We start from the raw sequence: 390 nt of genomic DNA, 5'->3' as shown, positions 1-390 counted from the left end.
CGAGACCAACATGACCCAGCCAGGTAACATAACCATCACCATCACCAAGGTGCTAATCGACGCCTCTCACGGCCAGTACTACGTTGAGGAAGTCGGCGTTAACGGGCTCGCCGAGAAGATCAAGAGCGATCTAGGCTGGGAGGTAGAGATCAACAAGCTACCGCTCACCTACGACCTGCTTAAGGAGTACGACGTCGTGATAATCCTCAACCCGAAGGAAGACCTAACTCCAAACGAGGTGGCGGCGCTTCAGGAGTACGTTGAAAACGGTGGTGGGCTCTTCATAGCCGGAGACTGGTACAAGTACTCCAACGTCGAGAGCCTCAACGCCGTGGTCGAGAAGTATGGCATCAAGTTCAACGCTGATGAGCTTATGGACGATGATGTGAA

1 protein-coding gene is annotated in these 390 nt (G+C 53.3%); it reads left to right on the top strand.

The window, feature by feature from the left end:
- On the top strand, positions 1-390 hold a 390-nt coding region (locus E3E42_RS11805), incomplete at both ends, for a Gldg family protein (protein ID WP_206206137.1).

Source organism: Thermococcus sp. JdF3 (genome assembly GCF_012027495.1).
Classification (GTDB): domain Archaea; phylum Methanobacteriota_B; class Thermococci; order Thermococcales; family Thermococcaceae; genus Thermococcus.
Note: the sequence above shows the minus strand (reverse complement) of the source record. Positions and strands in the feature narration are given on the sequence as shown.